The organism is Micromonospora sp. NPDC049081, from assembly GCF_040648835.1.
Taxonomy (GTDB): domain Bacteria; phylum Actinomycetota; class Actinomycetes; order Mycobacteriales; family Micromonosporaceae; genus Micromonospora; species Micromonospora antibiotica.
The window spans coordinates 389,945-414,251 of the sequence record NZ_JBEZEK010000001.1; the positions used below are offsets into that span (position 1 = coordinate 389,945).

Annotated in this window: 18 protein-coding genes, 3 tRNA genes and 1 pseudogene; 15 read left to right on the forward strand and 7 right to left on the reverse strand. The window is 70.2% G+C overall.

The annotated features are described in order from the left end of the window. Window positions 1-275 precede the first annotated feature (275 nt). The 3 genes from AB0B63_RS01265 to AB0B63_RS01275 all read left to right on the forward strand — a co-directional run bounded on the left by AB0B63_RS01265 (window position 276) and on the right by AB0B63_RS01275 (window position 1,859). The gene (locus AB0B63_RS01265; RefSeq protein WP_357013601.1) at window positions 276-1,688 is read left to right on the forward strand and encodes a hypothetical protein; all 1,413 of its coding nucleotides are present in this window, start codon (window positions 276-278) and stop codon (window positions 1,686-1,688) included. A gap of 18 nt (window positions 1,689-1,706) precedes the next feature. Then, window positions 1,707-1,778: transfer RNA gene (locus AB0B63_RS01270), tRNA-Gln, on the forward strand. Window positions 1,779-1,787: 9 nt separating this feature from the next. After that, window positions 1,788-1,859: transfer RNA gene (locus tag AB0B63_RS01275), tRNA-Pro, on the forward strand. Window positions 1,860-2,187: 328 nt separating this feature from the next. Here the strand turns inward: AB0B63_RS01275 and AB0B63_RS01280 are convergent. Continuing rightward, window positions 2,188-5,256: an FG-GAP-like repeat-containing protein gene (locus tag AB0B63_RS01280; protein WP_357013604.1), complete on the reverse strand. Its 3,069-nt coding sequence runs from the start codon at window positions 5,254-5,256 to the stop codon at window positions 2,188-2,190. A gap of 585 nt (window positions 5,257-5,841) precedes the next feature. Next, complete coding sequence (locus AB0B63_RS01285; protein WP_208569977.1) at window positions 5,842-6,885, reverse strand: LacI family DNA-binding transcriptional regulator; 1,044 nt, start codon at window positions 6,883-6,885, stop codon at window positions 5,842-5,844. Window positions 6,886-7,235: 350 nt separating this feature from the next. Here AB0B63_RS01285 and AB0B63_RS01290 point away from each other — a divergent pair, with 350 nt between their 5' ends. The 8 genes from AB0B63_RS01290 (at window position 7,236) to AB0B63_RS01325 (ending at window position 16,089) form a co-directional block, all read left to right on the forward strand. Beyond that, entirely contained in the window at window positions 7,236-8,432 is a 1,197-nt protein-coding gene (locus AB0B63_RS01290) for an extracellular solute-binding protein (RefSeq protein WP_357013607.1), read from the forward strand. Next, window positions 8,429-9,550, forward strand: coding sequence for an ABC transporter ATP-binding protein (locus AB0B63_RS01295; protein ID WP_357013610.1), 1,122 nt, complete (start codon window positions 8,429-8,431; stop codon window positions 9,548-9,550). The genes AB0B63_RS01290 and AB0B63_RS01295 overlap by 4 nt, the downstream gene beginning before the upstream one ends. Next, window positions 9,547-10,461, forward strand: a complete 915-nt coding sequence (locus tag AB0B63_RS01300; RefSeq protein ID WP_208569975.1) for an ABC transporter permease subunit — start codon at window positions 9,547-9,549, stop codon at window positions 10,459-10,461. The genes AB0B63_RS01295 and AB0B63_RS01300 overlap by 4 nt, the downstream gene beginning before the upstream one ends. Continuing rightward, window positions 10,458-11,348, forward strand: coding sequence for an ABC transporter permease subunit (locus AB0B63_RS01305; RefSeq protein WP_357013614.1), 891 nt, complete (start codon window positions 10,458-10,460; stop codon window positions 11,346-11,348). The genes AB0B63_RS01300 and AB0B63_RS01305 overlap by 4 nt, the downstream gene beginning before the upstream one ends. Window positions 11,349-11,376: 28 nt before the next feature. Further along, complete coding sequence (locus tag AB0B63_RS01310; protein ID WP_208569973.1) at window positions 11,377-12,492, forward strand: Gfo/Idh/MocA family oxidoreductase; 1,116 nt, start codon at window positions 11,377-11,379, stop codon at window positions 12,490-12,492. Next, on the forward strand, window positions 12,489-13,415 hold the full coding sequence (locus AB0B63_RS01315; RefSeq protein ID WP_357013618.1) for a PmoA family protein: 927 nt from the start codon (window positions 12,489-12,491) through the stop codon (window positions 13,413-13,415). Before AB0B63_RS01310 ends, AB0B63_RS01315 begins: the two co-directional genes overlap by 4 nt. Continuing rightward, window positions 13,409-14,122 (forward strand): cupin domain-containing protein, encoded by a 714-nt coding sequence (locus tag AB0B63_RS01320; protein WP_357013620.1) that lies wholly within the window; start codon window positions 13,409-13,411, stop codon window positions 14,120-14,122. The genes AB0B63_RS01315 and AB0B63_RS01320 overlap by 7 nt, the downstream gene beginning before the upstream one ends. Window positions 14,123-14,343: 221 nt before the next feature. Then, window positions 14,344-16,089 carry a hypothetical protein gene (locus AB0B63_RS01325; protein ID WP_357013622.1) on the forward strand — a complete coding sequence of 582 codons (1,746 nt, stop codon included), beginning with the start codon at window positions 14,344-14,346 and terminating at the stop codon, window positions 16,087-16,089. A gap of 330 nt (window positions 16,090-16,419) precedes the next feature. Here AB0B63_RS01325 and AB0B63_RS01330 read toward each other — a convergent pair whose 3' ends face one another. The 3 genes from AB0B63_RS01330 to AB0B63_RS01340 all read right to left on the reverse strand — a co-directional run bounded on the left by AB0B63_RS01330 (window position 16,420) and on the right by AB0B63_RS01340 (window position 18,736). Beyond that, entirely contained in the window at window positions 16,420-16,770 is a 351-nt protein-coding gene (locus AB0B63_RS01330; RefSeq protein WP_357013625.1) for a hypothetical protein, read from the reverse strand. A 215-nt stretch (window positions 16,771-16,985) separates the two neighbouring features. Further along, on the reverse strand, window positions 16,986-17,828 hold the full coding sequence (locus AB0B63_RS01335) for an ABC transporter permease (protein WP_357013627.1): 843 nt from the start codon (window positions 17,826-17,828) through the stop codon (window positions 16,986-16,988). Then, window positions 17,825-18,736 (reverse strand): ATP-binding cassette domain-containing protein, encoded by a 912-nt coding sequence (locus tag AB0B63_RS01340; protein WP_208569968.1) that lies wholly within the window; start codon window positions 18,734-18,736, stop codon window positions 17,825-17,827. Before AB0B63_RS01340 ends, AB0B63_RS01335 begins: the two co-directional genes overlap by 4 nt. 131 nt (window positions 18,737-18,867) lie before the next feature. On the opposite strand from AB0B63_RS01340, the gene AB0B63_RS01345 reads away from it, so the two are divergent. Together AB0B63_RS01345 and AB0B63_RS01350 are read left to right on the forward strand one after the other, a co-directional pair. After that, window positions 18,868-20,079 carry a sensor histidine kinase gene (locus tag AB0B63_RS01345; RefSeq protein WP_208569967.1) on the forward strand — a complete coding sequence of 404 codons (1,212 nt, stop codon included), beginning with the start codon at window positions 18,868-18,870 and terminating at the stop codon, window positions 20,077-20,079. Then, window positions 20,076-20,732, forward strand: coding sequence for a response regulator transcription factor (locus tag AB0B63_RS01350; protein WP_208569966.1), 657 nt, complete (start codon window positions 20,076-20,078; stop codon window positions 20,730-20,732). Before AB0B63_RS01345 ends, AB0B63_RS01350 begins: the two co-directional genes overlap by 4 nt. A gap of 247 nt (window positions 20,733-20,979) precedes the next feature. Here the strand turns inward: AB0B63_RS01350 and AB0B63_RS01355 are convergent, their stop codons facing one another. Beyond that, window positions 20,980-21,105, reverse strand: coding sequence for a hypothetical protein (locus AB0B63_RS01355; RefSeq protein ID WP_357013632.1), 126 nt, complete (start codon window positions 21,103-21,105; stop codon window positions 20,980-20,982). A gap of 880 nt (window positions 21,106-21,985) precedes the next feature. Here AB0B63_RS01355 and AB0B63_RS01360 point away from each other — a divergent pair. Further along, entirely contained in the window at window positions 21,986-22,147 is a 162-nt protein-coding gene (locus AB0B63_RS01360; RefSeq protein WP_357013634.1) for a hypothetical protein, read from the forward strand. Between the two features lie 21 nt (window positions 22,148-22,168). Here the strand turns inward: AB0B63_RS01360 and AB0B63_RS01365 are convergent. After that, window positions 22,169-22,252, reverse strand: a tRNA-Leu gene (locus AB0B63_RS01365). Between the two features lie 209 nt (window positions 22,253-22,461). Here AB0B63_RS01365 and AB0B63_RS01370 point away from each other — a divergent pair. Further along, window positions 22,462-22,878, forward strand: a pseudogene (locus AB0B63_RS01370) (tetratricopeptide repeat protein); the annotation flags it as partial. Between the last annotated feature and the right edge of the window lie 1,429 nt (window positions 22,879-24,307).

The following is a 24,307-nucleotide window of genomic DNA, read 5'->3' on the forward strand; positions in this document are numbered from 1 at the left end:
CATGGCGACGCCGGACCGTACGGCCGGGACCAGGCCGTACGGGAAAAGCACTGGGGCGCTGGGAGCCCACGAACGGCGCCTTGCGGGCCAGGGCCGGACCGGCCGCTTCGGCGATCACCCGGTCGACCGCGCGTTCTTCGATACAGATCAGTGTCATGAGGCTCTCAGCCACCGTGCGACCCGTCACCGTCGTCAGATCGAGGAGCAGCCCCGACCGGTGGGTGAGGTGGTGAATCGGATTGCCCGGCTCTCGTCGTCCCTGCCAGGATGCCGCCATGTCAATCGCCGAGACCTCTGCCGAGGATGCCCTGGTCGCGCTGCACACGTCGCTCGACGAGCGGCGCCGGCCGGAGGAGGTTGCGCATCTCGTGCTGCGGGTGGTGGGTGGCCAGCTAGGACTTCGGGACCGGATGACGTTGGGGTGGGCGGCTCGTACGGCAGCGCGCTGGAACGGGTGGAGTTCGATGTCGGCGGACTTCGCCCGGCCGATCGGTGGTGCCCGTCAGATCGACGCCGCCGCGCGGCTGTTCGAACTGCCACCCGGTGGCGTCGACCCGGACGATCCCGTTTCGCTGCTTGATTTCTCGGCCCGCCTGAGCGAATCCCTCGGTGCCGTCGATCCGGCCCGGCTGGATTTCCTGCGCGACCGGTTGAACCGGGAGGACCGGGCCGCGGCCGGAATCGAGCTGTCGAAGCGGCAGTACAACCGGCGATTCCGGGTGACGCAGCGCCTGCTGGCGAAAGCCGACAGGTTGGCCGTCGAACAGACCAAGCGGCAGTTGACCATGGTCACGCGGGCAGGATTCGCCGCGAGCACCGAGCGGGATGCCTTTCTGGCTGATCCGTGGGCGGGGTGCTTCGTGGCGTATCTGACTGCCAAGCGGAAGTTGCGGCGAGAGTTCACGCTCTCAGGGCGGGACAACCCGTACGACGACATCGCCGACCTGTTGTTCAGGCACTGCACCGCCAACCCGGCGACGGACTGGTGGATGATCGCCCAGGCCCATCCGACGCCGACTGTGCTCGCCCGGCTGACCGAGGCACAGCGCGGTGAGCTGCTGGGCCGGTGGTGGGCGACGATGCGTCAGGTCGCGGCGTTACTCAAGCAGGTATGGACGGCCAGCGAGTTCGACCGGGCCACCATGATCGTGCGGCGGGGTAACGACTCGTCGACGTGGAACCTCCTGTGCGGCGCGTACAACGCCGCGCGGGCGGCCTGGCTCGCAGCGCTCGACGCCGCCGGCAGCCTCGGCCTGCTGCAGGCGTCCTGCCCGGGCAAGGCGATGATGCTGATCGCGGCGGACCTGGCGGCGTGGCACCGGTCGACCGGCGGCGGCCTGCACCCCGACGTGGGCGTGTGGGCTCGGCTGCCGCTGCCCTGGGACGTGCTCGACGGCACCGCCACCTGCACCCGTGCGGATGTGGAGGCGGCATGCGCCGATGGTGGCGTCGACCCGGTCACGTCCGGTTGGACAGGTCCCCGGGCACCCGCAGCCACCGGGGTGTTCCGGCCCACGCCCGAGTTGGTGCACGGGGTATCGATCGCGGACCCGCTGTGGGCGTCGGTGCTACGTGCTGGTGGGGCGTTCTCCGGAAGAGTGACCAAAGACAGTCTGGAGCAGACGCCGATCCCGGGTGACGTCGTGGTCAGCGAGCTGCCGGAACGGGATGGACACATCAAGCCGTGATCGGGCAGCATGATCGCGCCCGTCGTAGCTCAGTGGTAGAGCGCCCGGCTCTGGACCGGGTGGACGCTGGTTCGAGCCCAGCCGACGGGGCCGTGGAGATCCGTTGTAGCTCAGTGGTAGAGCACCCGGCTAGGTGCCGGGAGGACGCCGGTTCGAGCCCGGTCAACGGATCTCCCCGAATCGCCACGATGAGGGTCGATGGACATCAACTGTGGGGCCGAGATGGGCAGGCTCCCCCGCTACCCCCCAGCCGGCACCGGCTGCGGCGTTGCGATCCGCACGCAGCAGCCGGTCCACCGCTCACCGCTCCGTCCGGTACACCGCCCCCTGCCCCGCCCGTACCTGCGCCTTCTGCCGCAGCGGTGTCCGTTGACGAACAACGTCCCACAACGACCTGACACCCCAGCTGGGGTGTCAGGTCGTTGTGGGACCGGATGAAGTGGGTCATGGCGGAGCTGGGGGGCGATGCCGGGTTGGTCGACCCACGATCAGCGCTCGGTCAGCAGCGGTTCGCGACGCAGAGGGGAAGACCGTCGTTCGGCCCGGAGCCGTTGTTACCCGGTGGCGCGGTCGGTGTCGGATCGTTCGGCATCGGCGATGGGTTGGCTGGTGCTGGGCCGCCCGCCGCGTCGTTGTTGAACCATGCCCGGACGCCACCCTGGGCATCGAGGACCAGATAGTCGGCGCGACGGTCACCGTTGATCTCCGCCAGCTCCACCCTGTCGCGGGTGTAGCCGACGCCCGAGGCGATCTCGCCCAGTGACAACCACGCGGAGCCCGGACCACCCCGGTTGTTGAGCCAGGCGCGGATCTGGCCGTACTCACCCACCACCAGGTAGTCGTCCCGGCGGTCGCCGTTGACGTCGTCGAACCTGAGGGTGTCGCCCGCCGCGCCGATACCCGAGGCGATCACCCCTTGGGAGGTCCACGCCACGCTGTTGCCGGTGCCCGTGTTGAGCCAAGCCCTCACCTGGCCCTGGTCGCCCACCACCAGATAGTCGTCACGGCCGTCGCCGTTGAGATCGGCGAACCGCACCTGGTCGCGAGGAGCCGAACCGGAGGCGACCTGCCCCTGGGAGGTCCACGCCACACCGTTGCCGGTGCCCGTGTTGAGCCAAGCCCTCACCTGGCCCTGGTCGCCCACCACCAGATAGTCGTCACGGCCGTCGCCGTTGAGATCGGCGAACCGCACCTGGTCGCGAGGAGCCGAACCGGAGGCGACCTCGCCTCGCCAGTCCCAGCCGACGCCGTCACCACCGAGGACGTTCAGCCATGCCTTGACCTGGCCCTGGTCGCCGACTGCCAGGTAGTCGTCGCGGCCGTCGCCGTTGAGATCGGCGAACCGCACCTGGTCGCGGGGAGCGCTGCTGGAAGCGATCAGACCCTTCCAGTCCCACGGATCGGGGTGGCCGTAGCGGTCGTTGAGCCAGGCGGTGACCCGCCCGGCGTCATTGACTACGAGGTAGTCGTTGCGGCCGTCGCCGTTGACGTCGGCCAGGACCACCTCGGCGCTGGTCGCACCGACGTTTCCGGCCACGTCACCCTGGTAGTTCCACGGCCGGCTGCCGTCACCGATGGTGTTGAGCCAGCCACGGATCTGGCCCTGGGCGTAGACCACGAGATAGTCGTCGCGGCCGTCGCCGTCAAGGTCGGAGAACCGCACCTGGTCCCTCGTCGCGCCGACACCCGTGGCGATCTCACCCTGGTAGCTCCAGCCCGCCCCAGCGGTACCGAAGTTGCTGAGCCAGGCCTTGACCTGGCCCTGGTCACCGACCACCAGATAGTCGGCGCGGCCGTCGACGTCGACGTCGGCGAACCGGACCTGGTCCCTCGTGGCACCGACACCCGGCGCGACCTCGCCCTGACTGGCCCATCCCACACCGTTGCCGGTGCCGGTGTTGAGCCATGCTCTGACCTGGCCCTGGTCACCGACCACCAGGTAGTCGTCGCGGCCGTCGCCATCGAGGTCGGCGAAGCGGACCTGGTCGCGAGGGGCCGAGCCGGAGGCGACCTCACCCCGGTACTGCCAACCGAACCCGTTGCCGCTACGGACGTTGAACCACGCCCGGACCTGACCCTGGTCACCGACCACCAGGTAGTCGTCGCGGCCGTCGCCGTTGAGATCGGCGAACCGCACCTGGTCACGGGGCGCTCCGACGCCGGGAGCGATCTCGCCCACCCAGTTCCAACCGGGCGGAGTAGGCGTCGTCGACGGCGGTGGAGACGAGGATTCCCCGACGCAGGGGCCGGTGTCTCCGGGCACCGGCGGCACGATCAGCCCCTCCGCCCGGGCGGCGGTGACGGCACGGTCGAAAGCATCGGCCATCTTGCGGTAGCCGGTGTTGTTGGGGTGCAGCGGGTCGGACATGTCCGCCGTGGTCACCGCGGACATGCTGACCAGCCGTACGGGCTGACCGGTGGCCCGCAGGCCGTTGACGATTCCCGGGATCTGGGCGTTGTACTGCTGGACCCGCGCGTTGACGGCCGGGTCCAGCGACGGCACCAGGGTGGCCACCAGCACGGTGGTCTCCGGAGCGATCCGGACGATCTTCTGGATCAGAGATCGGAGCCGGTCCGACGGCGAACCGCTGTCAGACCTACGGGCGTCGTTGGTCCCGATGTGCAGGGTGACGACGTTGGGCCGGTAGCGGCGCATCGTGCAGTCAGTCACCAGGCTGTCGATCTGTTCGATCCGCCAACCCGGATGCCCCTCGTGATCGGTGTCGGGCAACTGCCCGGAGTCCTGGGAGCCGACGAAGTCGAGCGGTCCAGGCTCGTCGACCAACTGCTCCCACAGACGGGCCCGGTAGCCGGTGCCCTCCGGGCTACCGCCGACGCCAAAGGTGATCGAGTCACCCAGCGGCAGCACCCGCAGGCCGTTCGCGGCCCCGCCGACGGGCTGCTGCATCTTGCGGCGCAGCCGCTCGATCATCGCGAGGTCGAAGCCGGTGAGGGTGGTCGCGACGACCTTGAGCGCCCCACCGCCCCAGACCGACGCCGCCAACCTCCGCAGCAGGAGCTGCAACCCAGTGATCACCGGTGTGGCGGTCGCCTGTAGAAACCCGAGTACTCCGCCGACAATAGCGCCCTGAAATGCCTGGCTTATCGCCACTGCGAAGGCCTCACCCATGACGTCCTTGTCGGCGAGCGGTCGCTGGTCGAAGGCCGCGTTGACAAGCTCACTGACGAGGCCGTTGAAGAAACCACCCAACGCCCCGCACACCGGGCCGGCGACAACGGCGCCGACCGAGAAGAATGCAAAGCAGAAGCCGGTGACCAGGGCACCGGTGCCGAAGGCGGCCCAGGAGGCGATCACCTTCTGCCATGCGGTCGAGGTGACGCTGACCTCTGCCGTCGGCACGACCAGCACCATGCTGTTCCCGACCACGTGCAACGAGCCGTCGAGTTCGAAGTCTCCGATCGTCGGGTAGAGCCCGGTGGCGTTCTCGTCGGCGAGCGCCTGGAAGTACTCGCTGAAGGTCTGGCCGCGGGCCTGCGCATCCTGGACCTTGGCGACCTCCTGCCGGAAGGTGGCTGACACGTCCTCGCCGACATAGTCGAACGTCATCACCAGATCGTCTGGATGGCTGGCCAGAGTCGCGAGCGCCGCAGGAGCATGACGGGCACAGCCGGCACGCACCGTCATCGACTGCTCGGCAGTCGCATCGAGAGTGAAGGCTGTGGCGGGGTCAGTCGCGAGTGGACAGGCAGAGTCCGCCCTGGCAGGCGCGTGCAGGGCACCCACCACCAGGACGGCCGAGAGCAGAACCGTGAGGATCCGCGTACTGGGTCGCATGCCGCGAAACGTTGGGGTAGGCGACCGTCGATGTCAATGTGTTGCCCGACACCCATCACCACCGTCGTTCGGCTGTCGAGCAGATGACTCCGCCGCCACCGGATCTCCGCCTGAGGGCAGGCCCTCAACGTCCTCGCCGAGAGTGCAGCAACCGGATCGATGACAACCGACAACCCCTGACTCTGTGACCTGCCGCAGGGCAGGTTCGCGCGCGCCAGCCCGCGGCGACCGGCAGCATCCGGTCGGCGAGGTCGAGAGACCAGGCCGGCCCGGCCGGCCGCCAGCGATCGCGTATCTCGCAGGACACCGTGTGTCGCCCGGGACAGCTCGTGCTCACGATCCCCGGGTCGTCTCCACCTACCCTGCCGGCGCGGGGCCGGTGGATTGGCGCGGTAGGAGGCGGTGCAGGTCGGACGGGTGCGGCGGACTCGGCGACTCCTCGCCGCGCAGGAGGGCGAGGAGTCGCCGCATCGCCTCCCGGCCCTGCCGTTCCCGGTCGACACTGACCGTCGACAGGGTCGGACGCGTGTAGTGGCCGATCTCGTCGTCGTCCCAGCCGAAGACACTGATCTGGCCGGGGACGTCGATGTCCAGGCTCTGGAGTCCCTGAAGGATCCCGAAGGCGACCCGGTCGTTGGCGGCCAGCACGGCGGTGGCTCCGCAGCGGGCCAGCACCGTGGTGGCCGCCTCCCAGCCGGATCGCACGGTCCAGTCGCCGTCGACGACCGCGCAGGAGGTGAGCCCTAGTTGCGCCACCGTCGTCTCGTAGACCCGGCGGCGGTTGCGCGCGGATGCCCACAGGTCGGAGCCGGCGACGTGGGCGAAGCGGCGGTGTCCGTCGGCGGCGAGCCGGCGGACGATCTCGGCTATCGGTGAGGCGTCCGCGAGTACGCCCTGGGCCCGCATGTTGTCGTCGTACTCGCCGTCGACCAGGACCGGTACGGGGAAGGACGTCAGGTCGAGGTCCGCCATCCGGGTGGCGAGCGGGGTGAACGACAGCACGGCGTCCACGTTCTCGGGGGACAGCAGGGTGCGCATCCGGTCGGCTCGGGCCGCGGCGTCGCCTTCGAGCCCGACGACGTCGAGCAGGTATCCGGCTTCATGGGCTGCGTCGGTGGCACCGCTGAGCAGGCGGGTCGGCACGAAGTCGGTGGTGTCGGGCAGCACGACGGCGATCCGGCCCGATCGCCGGGTCCGCATCGATCGGGCGGCGAGGTTCGGCCGGTAGTTGAGCTGTTCGATGGCCTGGGTGACCTTTTCCAGGGTCTGGGGCTTGAGTCCGCCCCGGCCCTTGAGGAACCGGGAGACCGTCTGGTGGGAGACGCCGGCGGCGCGGGCGACTTCGTGGATCGTGGCGGCCCTCTCGGCGCGGCCCGTGGGTCCTGTTTGCCCGGTTGCCATTTCTCTCATTCCCCCTGGTGGGCGGTGGTGATCGAAGAGCGTTGACAGAAAAGTGATCGATCACTATCGTGACCCTAGCGCATAGATGCCAATCTAATTAACCAATGGGCTTTCGGGGGTTCTGCACCGGATTGCCGGCGACGCCGCCCGCCGTCCGTCGGCAGGTCACCGCGCCCGGTGTCCGGGCGTGGCCCGCCCGGGTCCACCCGGTTCCCGTCTGCAACCGATGACCATCGGAGCCGGCCCGAACGGGACGGGCCGTCCCTCCGCTGGTTCGTCGCGCCCGACCGCCGACACGGTGACCGCCGCCGGCGCCGACCCCCACAACGCTACGACCAGGAGAACCGTCGATGAGCAGATCCCGTCCCGCCGCTGTGGTGACAGTCGTCGCCCTCGCGGTCGCGCTCACCGGCTGCGCCGCCCCCGGGCGCGCTCCGGTCGCGGCACCGCCGACCGGGGTGCCGGACCTGCCGACCAGGCCGGTCGTGCTGCGCATCCTGGACGTCTCCGGCGTCCTCGCCCTGACCAAACCGGTCATCGAACGCTTCGCCCAGGAACATCCGCAGCTCGTGTCGTCGGTACGGTACGAGAGCGGCACACCCACCGATGTCGTCGGCAAGCTCTACGCCCAGCAGCAGTCGGGCAACGTCACCGACGACCTGGTCCTCACCGGCACCGAGGGTCTCTCCCTGCTCGCCAAGCAGCAGACCGTGGTGCCCCTGCTGCCGGGCTACGCCGCCGCCCTGCCCGACCCGACCGGCGTGATGACTCCGGCCGCGCGGCAGCTGCAGGATGTCCTCAACGGCAACGCAATGATCATCTCGGGCCAGCCGGACGGCCCGGTGCTCGCGTACGACACGCGGACCGTCGCGCATCCACCGCGCACCCCACAGGAGCTGCTGACCTGGGCGAAAGCACATCCGGGACGGTTCGGGTTCGCCGCCGTGCCCACCGGTAGCGGGCCGGCCAACCAGTTCGTCGACGCGCTGCCCCACATGCTCGGCGACCCGAACCCGGCCGACCCGGCGACCTGGACGAAGACCTGGGCCTATCTGGCGGAGCTCAACAGATACACGGCCCCGTACGCCACCAAGACGGTCGACACCTTCGACGCCCTCGCCAAGGGATCGCTCGACATCGTGCTCAGCGAGACCGGCTTCGACGTGCAGATGAAGGCCAAGGGCGTGCTCGGCGACCACTTCGCTCTCCAGGCGTTCGACGACCCGGTCACCATCGAGGTCGCCCAGTGGGCCGCCGTACCGAGGGGGGTGGACCCGGACCGGCTCGCCGTCGACCTGGCCCTGATCACGTATCTGCTGGAACCCCGGCACCAGGCGATGACGATCCCGTTCCGCGCCGCCTTCCCCGTCCACGGTGTCGACCTGTCCATGGCCACCGCCGACGCTCAGGCACGCTACCAGCGGCACGGCAGCCCGGACTTCAACCGGCGGCTGCTGGCCACCGCGCAGGTGCGCAACCCGGTGGTGGGCGATCACGTGCAGGTGAAGTACGACATCTGGAACAGATCGATCGGGTCGACGAAGTGACCGGCCGGGGCTGCGGGGGCGCGCTGCGTATCGACGCCCTGCGTCGGGAGTTCGGCTCCTTCACCGCGCTGGAGGGCCTTGAGCTCGACGTGCCCGCAGGTGAGTTCGTAGCGTTGCTGGGCCCGTCCGGCTGCGGCAAGTCGACGGCGTTGAACCTGCTGGCCGGGCTACTCGATCCGACCACCGGCACGATCAGCCTGGACGGGCGGCGCATCGACCGGCTACCGCCGGAACAGCGTGGTATCGCAATGGTCTTCCAGAACTACGCGCTCTTCCCCCACCTGACCGTCGCCGACAACATCGCCTTCGGCCTGCGGATGCGGGGGTGCCCGAAGCCCGAGCGGGCCGAGCGGGTGCGGCGGGCCCTCGACCTCGTCCGGTTGCGGGCGCAGGCCGACCGGTATCCCCGCCAGCTCTCCGGCGGCCAGCAGCAACGGGTGGCGATCGCCCGCGCCGTCGTGGTCGAGCCCCGCCTGGTGCTGATGGACGAACCCCTGTCCAACCTCGACGCGAGCCTGCGGTTGGATCTGCGCACCGAGATCCGGGCGCTGCACCAGCAACTCGGCCTCACCACCATCTATGTGACGCACGACCAGACCGAGGCCTTGTCCCTCGCCGACCGGCTGGTGGTGCTCCGCGACGGCGCGGTCCAGCAGGTCGGCACACCCGCCGAGGTGTACGAGCGGCCCGCCAACGCGTTCGTGGCCGGGTTCGTCGGCTACCGCAACAGTCTGCCGGGGACACTGACAGGCGGGGTGTTCGACGCCGGCGACCTGGTGCTGCGCGTCGGTGGACACGGCACCGACCGGCCCGCCCCGGGCCCCGCCGTCGCGATGATCAGACCCGAGGATCTGCTGCTCGTCCGGGAACCGGCCGCCGGCTCCGGCAACGAGGTGCCGCTCGACGTGCGGGTGTGCGAGTACCAGGGCCGGGGTTTCGCCATCGAGGGCAGCGGACCCGGTGGCCAACTCCTGCACTGCCGGTCGGACCGGTCGTTCCGGCCCGGCGAACGGGCGGTCGCCGTCGTCGCGCCGGACCGGGTCCGGCTGTTCGCCCGGCCGCAGACGGAGACACCGACGCCCGACCGGGCCCTGCCGGTCGGCGGACAGCCGTCATGAGCGCGAGCGGGCCCAGCGGGGATCACCTGCTGCGGTGGCGGGACCGGGCCCGTCGGCGGGGCGTCACGCCGACGGTGTGGCTGGTCGTGCCCGGCGCGCTGTTCATGGTCGTGTTCTTCGTCTACCCGGTGTGCTACGGCGTCGGGCTGTCCTTCCAGGGCACCCAGGGCTGGTCCTCGGCCTATCGTGACTTCTTCGCCGACCGACTGGTCAACAACCACGGCAGCCGCAGGTCGATCCTGATCACGCTGGAGCTGGCGCTCGCCGCCTCGGTCGTCAACGTCGTGCTGGCGGTGCCGATCGCCTACCGGATGCGCGGCCGGGTCCGGGCCAAACGCGCCCTCATCGCTGTCGTCCTGGTCCCCATGACCCTGGGCACCGTCTTCGTCGCCTCGGCGATGAAGGAGTTCCTCGGCCCCTCCGGCTGGCTCAACCGGGCGTTGCTCGGCATCGGGGCCATCGAACAGCCGCTGCCCCTGGTCGGAAACGTCACCGGAGTGCTGCTGTCGCTGGTGTTCACCGGGCTGCCCTTCGCGTTCCTGCTGATGGTCGGCTACACCTCAGGCATCGACCCGGGCCTGGACAAGGCCGCTGCGGTCTGCGGCGCGCGGCCCGCCCAACGGTTCTGGCTGGTGACCTTCCCGCTGCTGCTGCCCGGGATGACGATCACGTTCTGCCTCTCCTTCGTGCTGGCGTTCGGGGTGTTCCCCTCCGCCACCCTGGTGGGCAACGACGCCGGTCCCACCCGCGTGCTGTCGAAGGTCGCCTACACCGAGTACAGCTACGGGCACTACCCGACCGCGTCCGCCGCCGCCGTGGTGATGGCGGTCGTCCAGTTGGCGGTCCTCGGCCTCGTGCTGTCGGCACGCGGGCTGCTGCACCGCGGGCCCACCACCGGAGGCAAGGGATGACCGACGTCGCCGCCACATCCACCGGGCAAGCCGCCCCGCCCCCCGTCGGGGCCGCACGCCGCCCGCCCGGGTACACCCTCACCGGCGCGGTCACCTGGGGCGGGCTGTGGGTGTTCGTCGGGGGCCTGCTGCTGGCCGTGGCCAGCGTCCTGCTCGCCTCGCTCACCACGCAGCTTGCCGACGGCTGGCTGCCGCGCGGCTACACCACCCGCTGGTACACGCAGTCGTGGACCACCTTCGGCCTCGGACGGCTGCTGGTGACCACCGTCGAGGTGGGGGTGGCCGTCGTGGCGGTGACGCTTGCGGTGGCACTGCCGACCGCCTACGTGCTGGCCCGGCTGACCTTCCCCGGTCGCCGGTTGCTCCTGCTCCTGTTCCTCGTGCCGCAGGTGGTGCCCGTCATGACCTACGCCGTGCCGTTGGCGACCCTGGTCTACCGGCTGCGACTCAACGACACGCTGGCCGGGATCGTGCTGGTGAACCTCGTCCCGGCCATCCCGTTCGCGGTGCTGGTGCTCATCCCGTTCGTGGAGCAGGTCGATCCCCGCATCGAACAGGCGGCCCGGGTCTGCGGTGCCACCAACCGCCGGGTCTTCGTGCACATCCTCGGTCCGCTGCTGGTGCCCGGCCTGCTGGCAGCCGGTGTCCTGACCCTGGTACGGGTCGTCGGCCAGTTCGAACTGACCTTCCTCGTCTCGGGCCCGGACAGTCAGACCCTCGTCGTCGCGTTGTACGGCGCGGCCGTCCAGGCCGGGGAACTCGCCTCCCAGGAGATCAACGCCATGGCGACCGTCTACATGGCGACCACCCTCGGGTTGCTGCTCGTCGCCCTGCGGGTGGTCGATCCGACAGCGGTCGCCGCGCGGGACGGACGGTCCAGCCGATGAACCCCACCAGCGCGAAGGAGCACACCGCATGACAGGTCGGGACGGACGCATCCGGGTGGCCGTCGTCGGGACCGGCGGCATCGCCACCGGCAGTCACCTGCCCACGATCCAGGCGCACCGGGACCGGGTCGAACTGGTCGCCGCGGTCGACGTGGACCCCTCCCGGCTCGCGCAGTTCTGCGCCCACGCCGACATCACCGCCGGTTACACCGAGGTCGACGAGATGCTCGCCGCGCAACGTCCGGACCTGGTGCACGTGTGCACGCCGCCGGCCGAGCACGTCGGGCAACTCGAATCGGTCCTCGCCGCCGGCAGTTGGGCCTGGGTGGAGAAGCCTCCGTGCCGCACACTCGCCGAGTTCGACCGGATCACCGCCGCGGAGCAGGCCAGCGGTGCCTACGCCTCGGTGGTGTTCCAGCACCGGTTCGGCTCCGCCGGAATGCACGCCGCTGACCTGATCGCCGCCGGTGAGCTGGGCCGTCCGCTGTTGGCGCAGTGCACGACCGCCTGGTACCGCCCGCCCGCCTACTTCACCGTCCCCTGGCGCGGTAGCTGGGCGTCCGAGGGCGGCGGCCCGACCATGGGACACGGCATCCACCAGATGGACCTGCTGTTGACCCTGCTCGGCCCCTGGGAGGAGGTGACCGCGCTGGCCGGGCGGCTGGACCGCGACGTCGAGACCGAGGACGTGTCGTTGGCCCTCGTCCGATTCACCAACGGCGCGCTGGCCAGCGTCACCAACAGCATCCTGTCACCTCGTGAGGAGAGCTACCTACGGATCGACCTGTCCGACGCGACAGTCGAACTGACCCACCTGTACGGCTACCGCGACAGCGACTGGACGTACACCGCCGCCCCGCACGTGCCCGAACAGCGCCGTCAGCGGTGGCGGACGCCGACGCCCGACGTGCCCAGTTCGCACGCCGCCCAGTTTCCGCTGCTCCTGGCGGCGTTGCGGGCCGGTACGCGTCCACCGGCCAGCGGAGCCGGTGTCCGGAGCACCCTCGAACTCGTCACCGCCCTGTACCAGTCGGCCCTGACCGGTCGGGCGGTACGGCGCACCGAACTCGTCCCGCAGAGCCCCTTCTACCACGCCCTGCATGGCGACACGGCCGGCTGGGCGCCGGCAAGGAGCAACGCATGAACCGCAACATCCCGGCCGACGTGGCTCTGCGGGTCCGGCACGACGTCGGTACGGCCGTCACCGTCAGCATCCGCGACCAGGAACTGGTGTCCTACGTGTACGGGGCCGAGACCGACCCGTGGGAATGCCCGGCGCCCTTCTTCCACCCGGTACGCACCACCGCCGGCAATCTCGTCTCGGCACACCGCCCGCACGACCACCGCTGGCACAAGGGTGTCGCCATGACGATCTCCCATCTGTCGGGGGAGAACTTCTGGGGCGGCTACAGCTACGTGCGTGACGAGGGCTACCAGCGGCTCGACAACGTCGGGTCACTACGCCACCAGGCGTTCTCCCGGTTCGACGTCGGCGTCGACCGACTCGACCTCACCGAGCAGGTGCACTGGTACAACGCCCGGGGCCGGCCCTGGATCGAGGAACACCGGGACATCGCCGTACACGGCGTAGACGAGGTGGCGGGCATCTGGGAGCTCACCATCGCCAGCGCGCTGACCAACGTGAGCGGGGACGCGCTGGAGATCGGCAGCCCCACCGTCCTCGGCCGGGAGGCGGCCGGCTACAGCGGCCTGTTCTGGCGTGGGCCACGGGATCTGACCGGCGGCACCATCCTCGCCGCCGGTGGTCTGGAGGGACCCAGTGTGATGGGACAGCGGGCGGCGTGGCTCGCGTACACCGGCCCGCACGATGTCGTGGACGCGGCCTCGACCCTGGTCGTTGTTCCCGACCCGTCCGCCGAGGACAGCCCGCCCGTCTGGTTCGTGCGCAACGAGCCCTTCGCGGCGGTCAATCCGTCGTTGGCGTTCGCGGAGGAGGTGGTCCTGCCGGCCGGGACGACCCTGTGGCGTCGGTACCGCGTCGTCATCGCCGACGGCGTCTGGACTGCCGGTCGCGTCGAGCGGTACCTGGAGGACCACCCGTGGTGAACCTACCCAACGGCATCGGTGTCTCCGGGCTCGAGGTCTATCCCTGGGCGGCATCCGACGGCTGCCACGGCGGCTCACCACACCTGCACACGGCGTGCACCGAGGCGTACGTGGTGGTCGGTGGGCGCGGCGAGTTGCACACCCTGACCCTCGCCGGCCCCGCCACCACACCGCTGCTGCCGGGGACCGTCGTCTGCTTCACGCCGGGCACCGTGCACCGGGCGGTCAATCTCGGCGACCTCAGGGTGGTGGTCATCATGGAGAACTGCGGGCTACCGGAGGCCGGAGACGCCGTACTCACGTTTCCGCCGGAGGTCCTCGCGGACCCGGCCGCATACGCCGAGGCTGCCGATCTCGGACCGGAACCCACCCACTCCCCCGCGGCGGGGCGTCGCGCCCGCCGTCGCCGCGATCTCGCAGTGCAGGGCTACCTCGCGATCCAGCGGGACCTGGCTAGCGGTGACACCTCCTCGCTGCGGGCCCTGTACGACGCCGCAGTGTCCCTGACCAGTGCCCGGACCACCCAGTGGCATCGCATTCTCGACGCCGGTCCGGCCGCCTCCCTCGCTGAGGTACGACGCCGCCTGCGCTCGCTGACCGAGGGCTCCGGCACCCATCTGGCCGAGGCCAAGGTCCACTCGCAGGCGGCGCCCGAGCCCGACCGGCGTCCGTTCGGCATGTGTGGCCGGCTCAGCCCCTACCGGTGACGTGAACGCCGGGCCGGTCAGCCACTCCACCACCGGTGCAGGCTTCCCGCCCGAACCACGCACCGCGCACCGCCGCACCACGCACCGCGCACCGCCGCACCACGCACCGCGCACCGCCGCACGGTGCGCGCTCCGACCGCCCGTCGACCTCCGACGGGCACCTCCCGTCCCCGGATCTCTCCAGGAGGAGACCGATGTTCTTTTCCCGTACAGGACGACCGGTGACCGCTGCGGCCGTCGGTGTCCTGGTGGCCGCCGGCATGGTCACGGTCACCACCGACGCCGCCTCGGCGGCAGCCACCACCACGATCACCGTCGACTACGGTTCCGACCGGGGAGCGGCCACCCAGATCGCCAGCGGCTTCCTGCACGGCATCTCGGCGTCCGCGCCCGCGCAGTATCTCGTCGACGGTGTCAGGGTCAGGTCGCAGCGCGGTGCCGACCACCACCCGAACCTGCCGAGCCTCTACGACCCCGCCACCTACCGACGGGTCTCGGCGACCGGCGCGAACCTGCGGGTCGGCCTCTACTACTACTCGGCGAACCCGAACAGTCCGTACCGCAACTACCGCCCCGGTGACAACGGCAACTTCAGCACCTGGACGACCATCGTCAACGGTGTCATGTCCGAGGCGGATCAGAAAGGCTACCGGGTCAACGCCTGGATTCCCTGGAACGAGCCGGAAGCGCAGTGGGGAAACCTCTACACCACCACCTACTTCCAGGCACACAAGGTGGCCTACGACGCGGTGAAGGCACGCAACTCGTCGTACCGGGTCGAGGCACCGGAGCTCAGCGCCTACAACTTCACCAAGCTCCAGCAGTTCCTCACCTACTGCCGCGACAACCGCTGCCTGCCCGACGTCCTGTCCTGGCACGAGCTGAGCCCGGCCCCGACGGACGTGCCCGGACACACGGCGCAGATCAGAAGCTGGATGCAGGCCAACGGCATCACCCCGATGCCGATCGCGATCACCGAATACCAGGGCAGCAGCTACGGCAACGCGGACGCCTGGGCGGCGGGGCCGAACGTCCGCTGGCTGGCACAGTTCGAGCGCAGCGTCCCCAACGGTCTGGAAGACGCGTTGGCCTCGGACTGGGACTACATCGGCAGCGACGGCAACTTCATCGCCACCCTGGGAAACTCCGCCGACAAGGCGACCGGCACCCTACCCAAGGGTGTCTGGTGGAACTACAACACCTACAAGACGATGACCGGCCGGATGGTCACCGTCACCTCGTCGTCCGCGACCACCGTCGACGCGCTGGGGTCGTTGGACACCGGCCAGCGCCGCGGTGTCCTGCTCATCGGCAACCAGACCACCGGTGACCAGGGGGTATCGCTACGGCTGAACAACGCGTCGGCGCTGGCGTTGTCCAACGTCGTGCACGTGCGGGCGGAGCGGGTGGCCAACACGCCGACGCTGTCCACACCGACGGTCGTGCTCGACGCAGACGTGGCCCTGTCCTCGGGCGGCGTCACCCTCGCGCTCGGCACGCTGCCCACCAACGCCGTGTACAAGGTGCTCGTCACCCCGGCCACGGCGAGCGCGCCGGTCACCAGGTACGAGGCGGAGTCGCTGTCGACCGCCGCCTCGCCCGGCCTGACCAGCCGGGTCTTCACCGAGGCCGGCGCCAGCGGTGGCGCGGCCACCGCCCTGGACGGGACCGCGGCGGGTCAGTACCTCCAGTTCACGCTCCCGGTGAGCACGTCCGGGGTGTACCACCTGCGTGCAATCCTCAAGAGCAACGCCAACCGGGCGTTCCAGGCCCTCTACCTCGACGGCGTCATGGTCGGTCCGCCGCAGGACGAGTACGGGAACGCCGCCTACTATGCGGCCGACTACGGCACCCTGTCGTTGTCCGCGGGCAACCACACCCTGCGGGCCGTGGCGGTGGGCAGGAACCCGGCATCCAGCGGTTACAGCATGGTCTACGACCGGTTCGACCTGGTGCGGGTCGGCTGACACCGCAACGGCGGGCGGAGTGCCGCGCCGTCGGTGGCGGCAGGTCCGGGTCTGGTGTCGGCGGTGTCCGCGTCGTCGGGACCAGGCTCGTTCCGTGCTGGGCCGTGGTCCGTGGTCCGTCGTGCGGTGGGTGTGGTGGAGAGGCTCGGGACCGGTCGGGGTACACCTGGTTCCGGCCGGTCGGGTAGGTCGTCCGGTTCATGCCGCCGCACGACCCGAGCCAGGATCGCCGGACCGCTCAACGTGGCCGGCCCTGCGCCTGGCTGTCGGTGTCGCAGGCGAGTTCCACGAGGCCGCCGAGCTCGGCCGGCAGCTTCGGTTAGAGCGGGGTCAGATCGAAGCCGGAGGCGCTGGTGCGCAGCAGTTCCTGCTCATCGGCGATCGCTTGGGCGAACCGCAGCACGTCGGCCGGTCGCGGTTGATCGAGTCGAGCAGGTACCGCAACTCGCCGGCCCTGTCCTCCCGGATGTTGATGAAGTAGCCGCCGCGCAGGTCCGGGTTCGCGCTTGCCTTGACGTGAGGCTGCGGCGACTGCAGATATGACTCCAGAAGCGGCTTGTGCAGGAATGCGAGACTCATCGCCGCCTGCACCGGTGAGATTGTGTGCGGCTGGGCGACGAAACGGTCGACCAGACCCTCGATGATTATCTTCGGACGGAGAACGAGATTCTCATCAGCCATCCGCAACCCTTCCGTCAAGAGCTCATACGTTGATCGTTCGCCGGAAAGCAGGGCGACAGTGCCGTGTAGCGGAAAACTGGCTCATCGGACAGCGCCCGAAACAGAGGCTGTCCCGAAAGCAACTTGCCACCAATAGAAACGACCGCGCCGGCCCGGAAAGCCGCGGGCCGGCGCGGTCAAGTGGGTAGTTCCAGCAGTTGTACGGTGCTCGCCGGTCAGTGGTCCCGGCGCTTCACGACCACCACCGTGAGGATCACCGCGACGATCGCCCAGACGGCGCAGACGGTCCACGCGCCGGAGACCGGCCACGGGTGGGGCTGACTGCCGAACTCGATGTCGGCGATGCGCATCCACGCACGGTAGGGCGTCAGGTGGCCGAGCACGGCGGTGGCGTATGTCTGCCCGCTGAGCGAGATCGGTACGAGCAGGTAAGCGACCACGAACACGCTGATCGTAGCGATGCTGTGCCGCAGGAGGACACCGACGGCCATGGCCACCAGCGGGGCGAGCGGCGCCATCAGCACGGAGGCGAGCACCCGTTCCGCCACGCCCGGATCGGTGATCGACAGACCCACGTCCTTCCGACCGAGGATCGCCTGGGTGGCGAAGAAGGACCCACCGATGACCACCAGGCCGTACGACGACGACACCGCGGTGACGACGACCAGCTTCGCCGCCATCACCGCGCCACGCGCCGGTACCGCCGTGAAGGTGGACCGGATCAGCCCGGTGCTGTACTCACCGACCACGACGTTCACGCCCAGTGCGCCGAGCGCCAGCATGAGCGCGAGGCACGACGAGGGGGTGAAGGCGTCGGACATCGCATACCTGGTGAAGTCCGCGCGGGCGGCCGCCGAGAAGCCCTCCAGATTGGCATAGTCTCCGTACGCCGCGTAACCGTTGAAGGCGAGAATTGCAACGCCGCTCATCACCAGCGTCCAGGTCGTCGAACGCAACGACCAGAACTTGATCCACTCGGCTGCCAGCAGATCCCGGAAACTCGCCAGAGCACCGGTGTTGGCACTGCCCGGTACCGCTGCGGTCGTCGACCCGGTCATTGCCTCCTTCCCGCCCGGTACTCGACGCTGCCACCGGTCATCTTCATGAATGCCTCCTCGAGGGAAGGGACCTGCGGACTCAGTTCGTGCAGTGGTATGAATCTCGCCAGAGCCAGGTCGCCGATGTCACGGGCGCTCATCTGCTGCACCGCAAGCGCCCCGTCGGCCTGGGTGGTGACCTTCGCACCGGCCTCGGCCAGCGCCGCGGACAGCGCCGTAGGGTCGGGAGTCCGCACCGTCACCGACGGCATCCTGCCGCGGGCGGCGAACTCGACAAGCGTTTCGGCCGCGATCAGCCGCCCTCGGCCGACGACGACCAGGTCGATCGCGGTGTGTTCCATCTCCGACATGAGATGGCTGGAGACCAGTACCGTGCGGCCTTCGTGGGCCTTCCGGTGGAAGAGCCCACGCACCCACCGCACGCCCTCGGGATCGAGACCGTTGAGAGGCTCGTCGAACAGCAGCACGGGCGGGTCTCCGAGCAGGGCGGCGGCGATTCCCAGGCGCTGTTTCATGCCCAGCGAGTAGGTCCCCACGCGCCGCGCCGCGACGTCGGCCAGGCCCACCTCCTCCAGCACCTGCCGCACCCGGTTGCAGCCGAGGCCGTTGCTGCGGGCGAGCGCGGTGAGGTGGTCATGCCCGGTGCGGCCGCCGTGCACGTCACGGGCGTCCAGCAAGGCTCCCACGTACCGCAGGCCCCGAGGGTGGGTGTCGAACGGCACCCCGTCGATGGTGGCCGTGCCGCGGGTCGGCCTGCTCAGCCCGACCAGGAGGCTCAGGGTGGTCGTCTTGCCCGCACCGTTGGGACCGAGGAATCCGGTCACCCGCCCCGGCCGTACGGTGAAGGACAGGTCATCGACGGCCGTGGTCTCGCCGTAGCGTTTCGTCAGTTGCTTCACTTCGATCACGAGAACTACCGTGCCGATTCGGGCGGCCCGACGCGTCCGTCCGGGGCTGACACTTCGGCCAGTGCATGTCATCCCAGGTTGTACAGCCGTGGTCCGATGTCCCCGGAAAGCCCGGCGGCTAGATTTGCGTCGTGCATGCGGTGCCGAACGTCATCCTCACCCGGCTCGGATCGTTGCAACTGGTCGCCCCGCTGATCTTCCTTTCATGGCTGTTGACGGCGTACCCGTGGGCCTGGTTCCTGACTGACCCACCCGAGGAACGCTGGTCGTCGCTGTTCCCGCCGGGCATTCTCGCCGCCACCGTGGCCCAGGTGGTCCTACTGGTGGCCACCGCCGCAGCGCTGGCCGGCAGCACCCGGTTGTGCCGGTTGCCCCTGCCCGCCTTCGGGCTACTACTGGTCAGTATCGCAATCCCCACCCTGGCGTGGCAGCGGCCGGAGATCTGGGCGCCGCAGATCATCCCGATCGACATCGCCCTGGCGGCCCTCACGCTGTACTCCACACCCCGGGTGACGCTGACCGCGGCCAGCCTGGCGCTGGGTCTGCTCGTCACCTGCCTGATCACACGCTGGGTACTGCTCGGGGAAGGCGGCACCCCGTCGGAACCGGGCATGGCACTCACGTTGGGAACGGCCGTCCTCATCGGAACGGTGATCCGGCAGCGACGGGCCCACGCCGCAGCCACGCTCAGACAGGCCTCCGCCGAGGCGGTCAACGCGGAACGGCTCCGCATCGCCCGCGATCTTCACGACATGGTGGCGCACAGCCTCGGCGTCATCGCACTGCAGGCAGGGGCGGCGCGCCGGGTCATGCGCACGCAACCGGAAGCCGCCCGGGAAGCGGTCCACAACATCGAGAAGGTCGGCCAGGAGACGCTGTCCGGCCTGCGCCGGGTCGTCTCCTCGCTGCGCGACGTCGACCCCGACCGGCCGGACCTCCCCACGGCGCTGCCCTCGCTGACCACCCTCGACGAACTCGTCGCCACCACCCGGGCGGCAGGTGTCGACATCGACGTGAGCCGGCAGGGCGAGCCGCAGGCCCTGCCCATGGAGATCGATGCTGCCGCGTATCGCATCGTTCAGGAGGCTGTGGCCAACGTGATCCGCCATGCCGAGACCGACGCCTGCCGGATCATGATCAGTTTCCGCGAAGGCGGGTTGTTCGTGGAGGTGGTCGACGACGGAACCGGTCGCGGCCGGCGGCCCAGGGCCGGGTTCGGGTTCGGGCTGACCGGCATGCGGGAGCGGGTCGAGATGCTCAACGGCACGATCGTCACCGGCCCACGTCCGGAGGGCGGCTTCCGGGTGGCGGCCCACCTACCCATCCCGGCGGACGCCCGATGACCATCGGGGTTCTGCTCGTCGACGACCAGCCGCTGGTCCGGTCAGCCCTGCGCATGGTGGTGGCGGAGGTCGACGACATGGCGATCGCCGGTGAGGCGGAAACCGGCGAGGAAGCAGTCCGGCTGACCCGCGAACTGCAACCGGACGTCGTCCTGATGGATCTGCGGATGCCCGGGATGGGCGGCATCGAGGCCACCGGACAGATCGTCAGCCTGTCACCCGAGACACGGGTGCTGATCCTGACCACCTTCGACGAGGACGACCACGTGTTCGGGGCGTTACAGGCCGGCGCCGCCGGGTTCTTGATCAAGGACATGCCGCTGGACGACATCCTCGACGCCATCCGCACCGTGGCGCACGGCGACGGCCTTCTCTCCCCGAGCGTCACCCGTCGCCTGATCAAGCATGTCGTCGACACCCCCACCGCGCCCGCTGTCCCCCGCCGACTGCTCTCCGGCATCACCGGACGAGAACGAGAAGTGCTCACCCTGGTGGGGCGGGGCATGTCCAACTCCGAGATCGCCGACGAGCTACGGCTGAGCCACGCCACCGTCAAGACCTACATCACCCGACTGCTGAGCAAGCTGGGTGCCCGCGACCGGGTTCATCTGGTCATCGCCGCCTACGAGGCGGGCCTGATCACGGTGGCCTGATCGGAGGACCCGGCATTGAGTATGCAGCTCTCGATGGCCAGGAGGGGATACGAGCCCTTCACGCAACGTAGGCCCCGCCGGGACTGCAAGGAGTTGATGGGGCAGGGCTGGCGTCCGCAGAGCCGGTTGGGCGCGAGCGCACGCAGCCGGCCACGTCATCACGGCGAGCTACGGCGTGGTGCAGATTGTTGACGGCCAGCCTCGAATTCATACGCGAGTCAAGGCAGTAGCCGACGATCCGGTGGGACTACACGTCCTTGATCGCGCATAGGTAGAGCTCGCCCTCGCCGGTGCGGTGTTCGGTGATGTCGGCCAGCCACAACCGGTTCGGGCCGTAGGCGGTGAAGTCCCGGCGCACGAAATCGTCATGCACCGGGGGCCTACCCTGCCGCTCTTTCCGCGACGCTTGCGCTTCCCGAACGCGCTCCACCAGCCATTACCCGAGCAGATCCGCCACGCAGTGCGCTCAGCCACCGCCTGTCCGGCGTCGCGGTGGCATCGACCAGGAACCGGTACCGAACTCCGGATCATCGCGATGGGCGTCCACCAGAGCGTTCGCGCGGTAAGCGGCAACGAGTTCGGCGTCACCCTCCGGCCGGGCGAGCCACCGGCAGTAAGGCCGACGAGCGATCTTCAACACCCGGCACATCACCGCCACGGGATCCCGTCGGCGGCCAGCCCGCTCACGAGCGGGTAGAGCCCTTTCCCGGCAGGTTCGCCTGCAACAGATAGGCCGCGGCCCGACGCAGAACCTCGTTCTCCTGTTCGAGGAGCTTGATCCGCTTGCGGCCCTCGCGCAGCTCGGCTGACTCGCCGCCGCTGACACCAGCTTGACTCCCGCGTCAACGTCAGCCTGGCGCAGCCACTTGAACAGCGTCATCGGGTGGACTCCGAAGTCCTTCGCGATCTGCTCGACGGTCATCACGCCGGGTCACGGTCACGGGCCACCCGCACGACGTCATCGCGGTACTCACGGGGGCAGGGCTTAGGCACGGCGATATCTTTCCAGCCCGCCCACAGGGCAAGCCATCTCAGATGTCACCTACCGGTGCAGCAGATCCCGACGACATCGACCAGCAAGTCATCGAGGCAACCCGGGAAGTTCTCGCCACCTGCGCCACACGACTGGACCGTTACCGCGCCGCACTCGACAGCGGCGCAGACCCACCCTCGTCAGCCGCTGGATCACCGACGTCAACGCCGAACAGGTCACCGCGGAAGCCGAACTACGCCGCCTCACCGGCCGACGCACTATGACCCCGGACGAGATCAACGCCATCGTGGAGACCCTGGAAAACACCACCAAAGTGCTCCGCGACGCCCACCCCGCAGCCAAGGCACTGATTTACCGCGAACTGGGAATCAGCCTGACCTACCGGCCCACAGCCCGAACGGTGTCCGTTCAGGCGACCTGAGATGGATCAGGTACTGAATTGTGTCCGAGGGGGGACTTGAACCCCCACGCCCTATACGGGCACTAGCACCTCAAGCTAGCGCGTCTGCCATTCCGCCACCCGGACCTGCTCGTTCAGCCTACCGCGTCGGCCCCGGCGGCTTTCACCCCGGTCAGCCGCCCTGGCGGGCCGCACGGGGCATTACTGTACACGGCCCATATGGATCATGCACATCGCCGCCCGACCCACCGGCGGGAGCCGGATCATCGCAGCTCAGAACGCGGCTGTGGCGGGTGGGTAGCGTCCGGACCCGCTCAGACGGCAGCATTGCTGGCGTGTCCGCACCCTCACCCCTCGCCGCAGTCCAGCGCCGGGCCCTCGCCCTGCGTTCCGCCGGTGACCTGTCGGAGGCCCGCCGGTTACTCACCGACGCGATCGCCTCGGCCCGTCCCGCGTACGGTGAGGACCACCCGGAGATCATGGGCACCGCGCACCTGCTCGCGAGGTTGCACCGGGAGGCCGACGAACCGGCCGCCGCCCGGCGGGTGTTGGAGGAGGCCTACGCGGCCGGCGAGCGGCGGTGGAGTCCAGCCGACCCGTTGATGCTCGCCCTGGCCTTCGATCTGGCCGGGGTCGCCGAGGAGTTGGGCAACCGGCACGAGGCCCGCCGCAACTACACCCGCGTCGCCACCGCCGGGCCCGCCGCGCTCGGCGAGCAGCATCCCGCCGTACGCACCGCCCGTCAGTATCTCGGCATCCCCGGGGGTCAACCGCAGCCGCCCTCCCCCGCGCCACCGGCCGCCCCCCCGGCGGCTCCGCCATCGGCACCTCCCGGGTACGCCCCGGCGGCGGCCCCCCACCAGGGATACCGGCCCACCCCGACGCCCCGGCCCGAGTCTGCGCCACCGTCGCCCCATCCTGTCTCCGCGCCCCCCACCCCCGCCGCCCCGGGCCCACCGGCCCCGGCTGGACCAGCACCCTCCTCGGGCCAGCCCGCCCCTGCCGGCCAGCCGGTACGCCCGACGGCACCACGGCCGGGCCCCGCCCCGGACACCGAGCCCCGGGTCCCACTGCCCCGGCAGATGTACGGGGTCCAGCCCACCCACCGGCCCGGCGCACCCCGCCCCCACCCGGCCTCCCCCGCCCCCCGGCCGCACCCGGCCTCCCCCGCACCGCAGTCGGGGCCACCGGCGGCACCGCCGGGCCCGCCACCCGCCGCCCACCCGGGGCCGGACGCCATCGCGGCGGCGGCACCACCGCAACGGCACCCGTCGTCCCCCGATCCGGTCTCCGGTGGTGCACCGCCGACGTCGCCCTGGGCGCCCCCGCGCCTCCAGCGGCCGCCCCACCCGTCGTCACCGGTCCCGCCGGGAGAGCCCACCCAACCGGCTGCTCCCCTGGCCGTACCGCACCCTGGGCCGCCGGCCACGATGCCACCCGGTCCACCGGCCCACCACGGGCAGCCGGTCCCCATCCCCGCCGGGCCGCCCACCGACCCCGGCCAGACGACCGTGCCACCGGCCGGGGCACCCATCCGGCACGGCCAGCCGACCGCCATTGCACCCGTGACCACCATCGCCGGGTCGGTACGCCCCCTCCCCGCCGCCGAGCCGCCCACCCGGGCCGAGCCGCCCGGCGGGCCGTCGGCCGGCACACCGGAACAGCCCACCGGGCCCGTCGACGTCTCCACGTCCCGCCGCCCCACGGAACAGCGGCCCGGGCCAGCCCCGACCGGGGACCGCACCACGTCGGGCTCTGCACCCGCCCACGCACCGGTGGCGAACCCGGCCGCGGCACCCGGCTCCGCCGTGGCAGCCGACTCGGTGGCGGCTCCGGCAGCTCCACCCGCACCGGGCACCGCCGCGACCCCGTCCGCGCCGGGTTGGGACCGGCCGACGGTACGGGTCCAGCAGATCGGCCCTCTGCTGGCGGAACCACACAGCGACACCGGCCAGGCCCCGGCGGTAACCGCAGCCGACGACACGGCACGCGGGCCTGCCTCCGCCACCCCACCCGACCCGGCACCCACCCCAGCCGTCGACCACACGACAGGTCCGGCGTCCACGGCGGGGCCCGGCTTCGCAGCCCAGCCACCGCCGACAGCGACCGTGCCCTCCCCTGCGGATCTCCCACCGGCGTCGGCGCACTCCTCACCACCGGTACCACCACGGACGGCACCAG